We start from the raw sequence: 10,192 nt of genomic DNA, 5'->3' as shown, positions 1-10,192 counted from the left end.
TATCAATATTCTTTATCCAGTCATATCCTATTTCAAGTTCAAATTTCCCTTTTTCAATTGTCTCTGCATCATCCGTTGTTAAAGGTCTTCCTGCATAAAGAAATGTTGAGAAAAAGAAAATTGAAATACTGAAAACTGCCGATACGCCTCTTTTCATTTTTCGCATCCTTTTGTGTTATTTTTTAAGAGAGATTGTAAAGTTGTGAATTTTTGGTTGTGCAGTTTCTTTTATCTTCTGGTCTGCCTGAAGTATCTGTTCTGTTAAATTCTGTAGTTTTGTTTTATTTTCTTCTGTTGGTGATTTTGCCTGTAAAGAAGACAATTTTCTCCATTCTGAAACAAGATTTTCTTTGAGAGAAATTGCCGAAAGAACCTCTAAACACTGCTGATATACTGGACCTTTAAAAACAGTTGATAAATTCCATCCATTTTTAAGTTCTTCTGATGATACAGTTGCAACTGATACTCCATCTATAAAAATTTCATATTCACCCTTTTTCAAATTTTCTATCTTTAAAATCCATTGACTTAAATCAGCGATTTGCGGATAAATTATCAGGGCATCCTTTGCTTCCGGTGGTATTGGCATTGGCAGGCAATCATCAATCCGATCAAAAGAAATTTTTTCTTCCTCAATTTTTAAATTTGTAATTTTACACTGAACTTGCTCTATTTTTTTGTTTGAAATATCTATTACAGCCTTACTTATAAGTTTTGGTGCATTTAATTTTTCAAGTAAAATTGCACACATCATAAGTTGTCCAACAGGTCCAGGATGAACAGGGTCTCCTCCTATATTTACTCCTTTTTTTAATATTTCGCTTTTTCCCATTTCTTCAAGCCACTTTTTTAAAAGTTCAGGTGCAGGTAGATCAGGTTTTGTGAGTATATTTCTGGTAAGGTCTGCAAATCTATAAATTTCTTCAATTGTTTTATTCTTTCCCCATAAATTTACAAGAAAATGGAACTGGTCTGCAAAAATTATACTGTTATTTTTAGTAAATTCTTCAAGTGCAACTGTATATTTATCCAGAGTTATATTTCTTCCTATTAAATTATTCTGTGTACTTCCGTCATTCACAGGACTTGGAGAAAAAATAACAGGCATTGCTCCTATTTCTTTTATTTTTTTTATAAGTGTCTCCATCCCATTTATATAGATAGAAACACTATCAGGACCTGCTCCTGAATCATTCATTCCAAGTTCAACACTAACAATAGTTGGTTTCCATGCAGCAACATCCCAGTCAAATCTTGCAAGAGCACGAGGTATTGTATCTCCACCAACACCCGAATTTCTGAAGTGAATATTCCATTTCGGAAAACGAGTAAAACAATATCCTTCAAAATAATTTGTATGAAGTTTTTGAGCAGTAATTGAATCTCCGAGGAAAACCCATGTATCACCATCTTTCAATGGGAAATTACTTTCAGAAAAAAGATTTGAATAAAAAATACTTAAAACCAGAAATAACAACAAAAATAGATTTTTCATAAATCCTCCTTTTTGATTAATCTTACTACTTTTAAAAAAAAATTTCAAAATTTTGAATTTTATTTTTTTTACGTGTCTGGGAAAACATAAATTACAAGGCCTGAAGGAACCTTAGGAAAGAAATAAGTTGATTTCTGTGGCATAAGTTTTCCATTTAAACACATTTCTATAAATATGTCTTTTTTAACAGGATTTAAAAAGAAAATAACTCCATTTTTTCTTTTTTTATATTCATTTAATAGATATTCCTTTGAACTGTGATAGAGAAATTCAACATTCTCTTTTATATCAACAAAATTTTTAATCAAAAAATTATCAACTAAAAATGTATCAAGTTTTAAATATGGACCTTCTTCTTTAAATTGTTTTTCATAATTTTTTATTTTTAAGATATAAAAAAAACCATTATAAAACATCCCTATTTTTCTTTCTTTACTCGTACCCAGTAATTTTTCCATTTCTTCTTTATCGTTTACTTTAAGGATATCAACAAAATTTTTATCAAAGTTTAAATTTACTTCTGAAGGAATATATCTGTGAGTGGGTAAAATTATAACTCCGTCTGATTCAATATTTGCAAGATAAACAAGTAAATACTTATTTCTTTCTTCTGGATTATTTTTGTAAAACATTAAAGAGGCGTTGTATCTGTGGTGACCATCTGCAATAAAAACTACCTTTTCTTTAAAAATTTCTTCTATCTTCATAATTTTTTCCCTGCTTTCTATTCTACCAAAACTGAATTTCTCATTATTTATGTAACCAGTAAAATAGTTTTTTTCTTCATCTATTATATTCTCTATTTGAAAACATTTATCCGGATATAACATAAAAACAGGGCAGAAATTACTTTTACATTTTTCAAGAATTTTATATCTGTTATCTGAATATTTTTGAAAAATTCTTTCATGGGGTATAATATTTCTTTTTTCAAAATCCTCTATCTTTAAAATCCCAAAAATTCCTTTCCTTTCATAGTTTTTCCCATCATATTCAAAATTCTCTTTTAGAAAATAAAAATTTTCTCTATCGTCCTGAATTAATATTTTGTTTTCAATCCAATTATTTAAAGTTTCATATACATCATCAGGATTATTTTCTTTAGAAATCAATTTTACAATATTAAATTCAGATAATGATAAAAGTTTTTTTTCAAGTTCTTCATTTATTAAATCCCATGGAGGAGAAATAACTTTACTCATTTCTCCAATTTTGTCAAGATTATAAATATATCCTTTGAAAGGTTTAATTTCAACCATTTTTATTTTCAAGTGTTAAGTAAATCATAACTTTTGATTTTTCTCTTGTTTTTTTATACCAGTCCTCAAAATATTTTTCCCTTTTCTGCCATAAAATCATTTTTCTTATATTTTCTCTATCAATTTTTTCAGTTCCTGCATTTTTTAAATAATCATCTATTTCCTTTTCATCCACATTTATATTTGTTTCCGATACAACCTGGTCTTTGAGTTTCTGAATTAATATTTCTTTTTTTATCTGGTCTTCAATTTTTGCGAGTTCTTCATCAGGATAGTTACTTATTATCTGTTTATATTTCTCTTCATCAAATTCACCTTTTTCATTTTTAAAAACCGGGTCGGATTTCATAACATTTATTATTTCATTTTTATAAACTCTTATTCTCCTTTTTCTTGCTTCCTGTAATAATATCTTTTCCCTAATCATACTTTCAAGAACATTTTTTTCAAGATTTAATTTATTCCTGATTTGATTATAACTTTCCCCAAAAATTTCTCTATATTTTTCTTCAATTTTCCATAACTGGTCATAAAATTCTCTTAAAGTTATCGGTTCCCTGTTAACAATTGCTGCATACTGTGTTTTTCTGCTTCCTTCAATTCCAACTCCCCATAAGAAAAAACCGGGAATAATAAGAACTGTAATAATCCAGAGTATAATTCTGACATTTTTTCTTTTCCTTAAAAATTTAAAAGCCATTTTCACCTCCATTTATAATTAAAACAAATTCTCCTTTTTTCTTATGTTTTTTAAATACTTCATTTATATCTTTAATTTTTCCTCTTAAAATTTCTTCAAACATTTTGGTCAATTCCCTGCAAATACATATTTCTTTTTCTGGCATAATTTCAGCAAGTAAATTTATAGTTTTATCAATTCTATGAACAGATTCAAAAAAAATAACTGCTTCCTCTCCTTCTTTAAACCTTTCAAAAATCTTTCTTTTCTCAATCTCTTTTTTTGGCAAAAACCCTAAAAAATAAACTTTTTTAAGAGGAAAACCTGAAATACTCATTGCAGCAGTTAAAGCAGATGGACCCGGAATCGGAACCACCTTTATGTTGTTTCTATATGCCTCATTTACAAGTAAGTAAGCAGGGTCTGAGATTCCAGGTGTCCCTCTATCGCAAACAAGTGCAATTTCTTTACCTTCTTTTAACAATTCTATAACCTTTTTTACTCTCTTTTTTTCTATTTCTTTGTAATAACTTAAAAGAGGTTTCTTTATATTATAGTAATTCAAAAGTTTACTTGTTTCCCTTGTATCCTCACATAATATCAAATCAACACTTTTTAAAACATCAAGCCCTCTTAAAGTAATATCCTTAATATTACCTATGGGAGTTCCAATTATATATAGCATTAAAATATTATACTTCAAAAACTTCAAATTTTCCAGAAAATATATTAAAATAATTTTAAAGTTAAAAACAAAAAAGGAGAAAAAATGGAAAAAATAGGTGTGATTGCATATAATTTTTCATTTCAGAGATTAGAGGATATTTTTAACTGGTGCAGTGAGAATTCTGTTGAGTATATTGAAATTTCCAGAAAAAATTTAGAAGAAGCATTGATGTTGACAAAAAAATACAATGTAAAGGTTTCTCAGGTAAGTGCAGGGAATGATTTTTTACAGAAAACAAGAGAAGAATTTTTAGAACAGATTAAGTTGATGGGTGAGTTATGCAAAAGAATTAAAGATATAGATTGTAATATAATAAGGATGGATGGTGGCTGGCCCAAGGAAGGAGTTGATACCAGTGATTATAAAAAACTGATAATTGAAGGTGTTGAAAGGAGTGTAGAATTTGCAGAAAAAGAAAATGTTTTTCTTGCTCTTGATAATCATGGAACAACAACAAATGATTATGAATTTCAACTTGAAATATTTGAAAAGATAAAGTCAAAACATCTTGGTGCAAATCTTGATACAATGAATTATAGATGGTACGGTTATCCTGTAGAAAAGTTAATTGAAATATATAAAGCGATAGCACCTTATACTTTACACACTCATATAAAGGATGGGACAGGAACCAGAGGAGATTATGTTGGAAAGGTTCTCGGCGAAGGGGAAATTCCTGTAATTGAAGCAATAAAAATCTTAAAGGAAAATAATTATAAGGGTGTTTGGTGTGTTGAATATGAAGGGAAGGATAAAGAAATAGGTTATAAAAAGTGTGTTGAATTTTTAAGGAAATTAAATCTATAAGAATATGAAAAGAGAAAGATGGGGAAGTAAGTTAGGAGTTATACTTGCTGTTGCGGGAAGTGCAGTCGGACTTGGTAATTTCTTAAGATTCCCTGTTCAGGCAGTAAAAAATGGCGGTGGTGCTTTTATAATTCCCTATTTTATCTCTCTTTTTTTGCTTGGTATACCCTTAATGTGGATAGAATGGACAATAGGAAGATTTGGAGGTGGTTTTGGACATGGAACTGCTCCTGGGATATTTCATACATTATGGAAAAAAAACAGATTTATTAAATATTTTGGAGTTATAGGAATTTTTGGACCAATAGCCATTTTTATTTATTACATATATATTGAATCATGGCTTCTCGCTTATGTTTTTTTCCCTTTCAGAAGTGATTTTTCTTCAATTACTACCCAGAATGAGATGGTTGCATTTTTACAGGGATATCAGGGAGTTGTTAAAAATCAGTATTTTTCATCAATTCTGCCTGCATATTTTTTCTTTATAATAACCTTCTTTTTAAATCTTTTAATAGTTTACTATGGTATAAAAAAAGGGATAGAAAATGTATGTAAAATTGCAATGCCATCGCTTTTTATTTTTGCTATAGTTTTGGTTATCAGAGTTCTTACTCTGAAAAACCCAGCAAATCCTGATTGGTCTCCTTTAAATGGACTTGGATTTTTATGGAATCCTAATTTTTCTTCTTTAAAGGATGCAAAGGTCTGGCTTTCAGCAGCAGGCCAGATATTTTTTACTTTGAGTGTGGGCATTGGAGTAATTCTTACATATGCAAGTTATTTAAGTAAAGATGATGATGTTTTACTTTCAGGTTTAACCAGTGCAAGTGCAAATGAGTTTGCTGAAATTATTCTTGGGGGAAGTATAGTTATTCCTGCTGCCTTTGTTTTTTTTGGTCCTGTTGGTATTAAAGAAGTTGCAAATCAGGGAACTTTTAATCTGGGTTTTGTTACAATGCCTTTAATTTTAAAGTCACTTCCTTTTGGAAAAATTTTTGAAATTTTATGGTTTTTTTTACTTTTCCTTGCTGGACTTACCTCTTCAATTTCTCTTGCTCAGCCAGCAATTGCATTTTTAGAAGATGAATTTAATTTGTCAAAAAAAAGAAGTGTTTTAGTTTTTGGTATTTTGTGTTTTTTGCTTTCAAATCTTTCTGTTTTGTTTCTTGCAAAAGGAGTGGTTGATGAACTTGATTTCTGGGGAGGAACTTTTTCATTGGTTGTTTTTGCAACAGTTGAGACAATTCTTTTTGCATGGGTTTTTGGTATGGAGAATGCATGGGAAGAAATGCATTCAGGTTCAGATATAACACTTCCTAAATTCTACAAGTTTATAATAAAATACATAACTCCCTTATTTTTGATATGTATTTTAATTTCATGGACAGTTCAGTATGCTATTCCAACATTGCTTTTGAAAAATATACCAAAAGAAAATATCCCTTTTGTTTTTATGACAAGAATTATTCTTCTTTTACTTTTTATTGTGCTCTGTATACTTGTTAAAATTTCATGGAGTAAAAAAGGAGAAAAAATTGAAACTTAGCGGATGGTTTATGCTAGGTATTTCATGGAGTGTTATAACTTTTCTTTTTGTTTATTCTTTTTTAAGGTCAATTAAAAAAAGTTAAAAAAGAGATTCTGGAAGTTCTTTCTTTTTCTTCCCTTTTTTAATTTCTTGTGGAGAAATTAATTTTTTTTCTTCTATTTCAGTTGTTTCCATCTCTACTGATTTTTCAGGTATATCTTTAATATTTTCTTCTTTAATTTCTTCTACCTTTACGATAATCCCTTCTTCTACTTTTTCTTTTTTTATTTCTCCAATCGTGCTTCCTATATAATAAATTTTTTTTGTGTTTTCTATCCATTTACAGTATTCGCAATCTTTTCCACTTTCAGGTAATTTTTCTAATTCAAGACAATTTATAGCATTTTCAACATTTTTTTTGATATCATTTATATCCAGTTTTACTTCTTTAACCTCAAAATTAAAGTTTATTATGTGTTTGATTTCATCTGCATCATAGTCAGTAAATTTTTTTTCAGGATAGTAATAAACAAGATAGCCAAAATCAACTTCTTTTCCTTTATTTTCTTTTTTCAAAAGAAGTGAGTAAACACCGAGTTGAAACTTATACGCATCGTGTGGTTCCCCTTTAGGTAAGTTTGCTCTTGTTTTATGGTCAAGTGGTATATAAAGTCCATCTGGTAGTTGTATTACTTCATCAAGACGTCCCCAGAGATAATAATTTTTAAAATTTTCAATGTCATAGTAGTATGTTTTTTTAAGATCAGTTATTAATTTTCCTTCAACCTTTCCTTTAAGAAAAGGTGGTAATTTTTCTTTTTTTCTGCAATGTTCAAAATAGTCCTTTATTAGAGAATCAATACCTGTTGCAATTGAGGGCATTGGTCCTCTCGGTCTTGTGATATTATATTTTACCTGTAAATAAAAACATCTCTCACACTCTCTGAAAATATTTAGAGAATATGCAGATAATCCTGTTCTTCCTTTATTTTCCATAGTTTAATTTTATAATTATTTGAAAACTTATGTCAACTTAATTTATAATTTATGAAAAAATAAGAAGTTTGGAGATTTAAAATGATTTCAAAAATTTCTTCTTTCACGATATGGGGAATTGATGCATATCCGATTGAGATTGAAGTTGATATTTCAAAAGGAGTTCCCGGTATTTCAATTGTTGGACTTCCTGACCAGGCAGTTAAAGAAAGTAAGGATAGAATAAAACCAGCAATTAAAAATTCAGGATATGATTTTCCATCAGGTAAAATAACAATAAATCTTGCTCCAGCAGACCTTAAAAAAGAAGGTCCTTTTTTTGACCTCCCTATGGCCATTGGAATACTCACTGCAAATGGAGAAATAAAACAATCAAGGGTTGATGAATTTTATTTTGTTGGAGAACTTGCTTTGAATGGAGAAATAAGACCAGTTTCAGGAATTTTACCTATGGTTTTAAAGTTAAAAGAAATGAAAATAAAAAAAATTATTCTTCCTTTTGAGAACTCTCTTGAAGGGTCAATCATAAAAGAAGTGGATGTTTATCCTGTAAGAAATTTAAATGAATGCATTGAATTTTTAAAAGGAAAAAAAGAAATTGAGCCTGTTAAATCAGATATTGAGGAAATTTTTAATAAAAGGAATAAATATGATGTGGATTTTAAAGAAGTAAAAGGGCAGAGGTATGTTAAAAGAGCGGTTGAAGTTGCTGTAAGCGGAGGACATAATATTTTAATGATTGGTTCACCTGGAAGCGGAAAAACAATGATAGCAAGAAGAATACCAACAATCTTACCCTCTCTTACACTGGAAGAAGCACTTGAAATAACAAAAATCCATTCAGTAAGCGGTATTTTAAAAGAACCCATTGTTTTTGAAAGACCATTTAGAAGTCCACATCATACAATTTCAGATATTGCATTAATTGGTGGTGGAGCAATTCCAAAGCCTGGAGAAGTCAGTTTGGCACATAATGGTGTTTTATTTCTTGACGAGATGGCCGAATTTCATAGAGATGTTCTTGAAGGACTCAGACAACCTCTTGAAGATGGAAAAGTAAATATTTCAAGAGCAAAAGGCCGGCTTGAATTTCCTTCAAGATTTTTACTTGTAGCAGCAACCAATCCATGTCCATGTGGTTGGTATGGAGACAGTCAGAGAGAATGCCACTGCACATTATCACAAATTTTAAAATACAGAAAAAAATTATCAGGTCCATTACTTGATAGAATTGATATACATATAGAAATTACAAGTTTACCCGCAAATATTTTGTTTGAAGAAAAAGAAGAGGAAGATTCGGAAAGTATAAGAAAAAGAGTGGAAAAGGCAAGAGAAATACAGAAAGAAAGATTTAAAAATGAGGGTATATATTTTAATGCTCATATGAATTCTTCTCAGATAAAAAAATATTGTATTTTATCAGATGAGGCAAAATATTTACTGAAAAATGCAATTGAAAATCTAAAAATATCTGCCCGTGCATATGATAAAATAAGAAAAGTGGCAAGAACTATAGCGGACCTTGATAATTCAGAAAAAATTTTACCACATCATATTTCAGAAGCAATTCAGTATAGATGTCTTGATAGAGAATTTGTTTAACAATCACCAGACAGTATATCCACCATCCATCACAAGAACACTTCCAGTTATATAACTTGATGCTCTGGAACATAGGAAAACAACAGGACCTTTAATTTCATATGGTTCGCCTATTCTGCCCATTGGAATTAAAGGAATCCAGTTTTGACCGTATTTTGGAAATGCTCTTTTGACCATATCTGTTCCCATATAACCGGGTGCTATAGCGTTAACCCTTATATTATATTTTGCCCATTCTGCAGCAAGTGATTTTGTGAGCATAATAACTCCTGCTTTTGCTGTATTATAATGACATTGAGGTTGAGGATTATTTACGATTATTCCTGACATAGAAGCAATATTGACTATAACTCCTTTTTTCTGTTTAATCATTTCTCTACCTACTTTTTGAGCACATATAAAAACACCTGTAAGGTCAATATCTATAACTTTTTCCCATTCTTTTAAATCCATTTCTTCTGCCGAAAAATTACTGACAATTCCTGCATTATTAACAAGTATATCAATTTTACCAAATTTATTTTTTACTTCTTTTACCATATTTTCAACATCTTTTTCACTTGAGACATCACATTTTATAAACAGGGATTCTCTTCCCATATTTTTTATTTCTGCTACTACTTCTTCCCCTTTTTCTTTATTTATATCAACAACTGCGATATTTGCACCAACTTCTGCAAGAGCAATAGCCATTTCTTTTCCAAGTCCCTGACTTGCTCCTGTAACAATTGCATTTTCACCTTCAAGATTGAAAAGTTCTTTTACCTGCATAATCTCCTCCTTTTTATTTAACATTATATACCCTCATTTCATAAACATATACAGGGCTTTCACCAATTGTTTTTAAAAATTCCACCTTAATTTTTCTGCTTTTCACTTTTTTAAATTTATATCTGCAAAAATAATTGGTATTTCCTTTTATTTCAAGAATTTTTTCCCATTTTCCATCTTTTTGTGCATATATTCTAAACTCTTCTGGAATTGCAGGAGGAATGTAAAAAGGAGGGATATGAGTATATTCTTTATCAGTATCTGCATCAAAAATGAATTGAATTAAATTAAACTCTTTTTCTTTTTCAAAATCTACTTCAAT

Annotated in this window: 10 protein-coding genes; 3 read left to right on the top strand and 7 right to left on the bottom strand. The window is 29.6% G+C overall.

Annotated features, from left to right (window positions below; genetic code table 11):
- Positions 1-175 precede the first annotated feature (175 nt).
- From PKV21_07185 to rsmI, 4 genes are all read right to left on the bottom strand, one after another.
- Positions 176-1,495 (bottom strand): GDSL-type esterase/lipase family protein, encoded by a 1,320-nt coding sequence (locus PKV21_07185; GenBank protein ID HOM27272.1) that lies wholly within the window; start codon positions 1,493-1,495, stop codon positions 176-178.
- A 68-nt stretch (positions 1,496-1,563) separates the two neighbouring features.
- The gene (locus PKV21_07180) at positions 1,564-2,754 is read right to left on the bottom strand and encodes a DUF1015 domain-containing protein (GenBank protein HOM27271.1); all 1,191 of its coding nucleotides are present in this window, start codon (positions 2,752-2,754) and stop codon (positions 1,564-1,566) included.
- Positions 2,747-3,454, bottom strand: a complete 708-nt coding sequence (locus PKV21_07175) for a SurA N-terminal domain-containing protein (protein HOM27270.1) — start codon at positions 3,452-3,454, stop codon at positions 2,747-2,749. Before PKV21_07175 ends, PKV21_07180 begins: the two co-directional genes overlap by 8 nt.
- Complete coding sequence (rsmI, locus tag PKV21_07170; GenBank protein HOM27269.1) at positions 3,444-4,118, bottom strand: 16S rRNA (cytidine(1402)-2'-O)-methyltransferase; 675 nt, start codon at positions 4,116-4,118, stop codon at positions 3,444-3,446. Before rsmI ends, PKV21_07175 begins: the two co-directional genes overlap by 11 nt.
- Positions 4,119-4,202: 84 nt before the next feature.
- On the opposite strand from rsmI, the gene PKV21_07165 reads away from it, so the two are divergent.
- Complete coding sequence (locus PKV21_07165) at positions 4,203-4,967, top strand: sugar phosphate isomerase/epimerase family protein (GenBank protein HOM27268.1); 765 nt, start codon at positions 4,203-4,205, stop codon at positions 4,965-4,967.
- Positions 4,968-4,971: 4 nt separating this feature from the next.
- A complete protein-coding gene (locus tag PKV21_07160; GenBank protein ID HOM27267.1) occupies positions 4,972-6,516 on the top strand; it encodes a sodium-dependent transporter in 1,545 nt (514 codons plus the stop codon).
- Positions 6,517-6,597: 81 nt separating this feature from the next.
- On the opposite strand, the gene PKV21_07155 is transcribed toward PKV21_07160, so the two are convergent.
- Positions 6,598-7,494, bottom strand: coding sequence for a PD-(D/E)XK nuclease family protein (locus PKV21_07155; GenBank protein HOM27266.1), 897 nt, complete (start codon positions 7,492-7,494; stop codon positions 6,598-6,600).
- Positions 7,495-7,575: 81 nt separating this feature from the next.
- On the opposite strand from PKV21_07155, the gene PKV21_07150 reads away from it, so the two are divergent.
- A complete protein-coding gene (locus PKV21_07150) occupies positions 7,576-9,099 on the top strand; it encodes a YifB family Mg chelatase-like AAA ATPase (protein HOM27265.1) in 1,524 nt (507 codons plus the stop codon).
- Positions 9,100-9,102: 3 nt separating this feature from the next.
- Here the strand turns inward: PKV21_07150 and PKV21_07145 are convergent, their stop codons facing one another.
- Both PKV21_07145 and PKV21_07140 read right to left on the bottom strand, forming a co-directional pair.
- On the bottom strand, positions 9,103-9,870 hold the full coding sequence (locus PKV21_07145) for an SDR family oxidoreductase (GenBank protein ID HOM27264.1): 768 nt from the start codon (positions 9,868-9,870) through the stop codon (positions 9,103-9,105).
- A gap of 13 nt (positions 9,871-9,883) precedes the next feature.
- A partial coding sequence (locus PKV21_07140; protein ID HOM27263.1) for a hypothetical protein occupies positions 9,884-10,192 on the bottom strand: 309 nt, incomplete at its 5' end.

The organism is bacterium (genome assembly GCA_035371905.1).
In the GTDB taxonomy this organism is placed as follows: domain Bacteria; phylum Ratteibacteria; class UBA8468; order B48-G9; family JAFGKM01; genus JAMWDI01.
The sequence above is the reverse complement of the archived record's forward strand: the minus strand, read 5'-3'. Positions and strand labels throughout refer to the sequence as shown.

Coding starts and splice junctions, on each gene's coding strand:
- PKV21_07185 (HOM27272.1), bottom strand. CDS start 1,495: ATGAAAAATCTATTTTTGTTGTTATTTCTGGTTTTAAGTATTTTTTAT.
- PKV21_07180 (HOM27271.1), bottom strand. CDS start 2,754: ATGGTTGAAATTAAACCTTTCAAAGGATATATTTATAATCTTGACAAA.
- PKV21_07175 (HOM27270.1), bottom strand. CDS start 3,454: ATGGCTTTTAAATTTTTAAGGAAAAGAAAAAATGTCAGAATTATACTC.
- rsmI (HOM27269.1), bottom strand. CDS start 4,118: ATGCTATATATAATTGGAACTCCCATAGGTAATATTAAGGATATTACT.
- PKV21_07165 (HOM27268.1), top strand. CDS start 4,203: ATGGAAAAAATAGGTGTGATTGCATATAATTTTTCATTTCAGAGATTA.
- PKV21_07160 (HOM27267.1), top strand. CDS start 4,972: ATGAAAAGAGAAAGATGGGGAAGTAAGTTAGGAGTTATACTTGCTGTT.
- PKV21_07155 (HOM27266.1), bottom strand. CDS start 7,494: ATGGAAAATAAAGGAAGAACAGGATTATCTGCATATTCTCTAAATATT.
- PKV21_07150 (HOM27265.1), top strand. CDS start 7,576: ATGATTTCAAAAATTTCTTCTTTCACGATATGGGGAATTGATGCATAT.
- PKV21_07145 (HOM27264.1), bottom strand. CDS start 9,870: ATGCAGGTAAAAGAACTTTTCAATCTTGAAGGTGAAAATGCAATTGTT.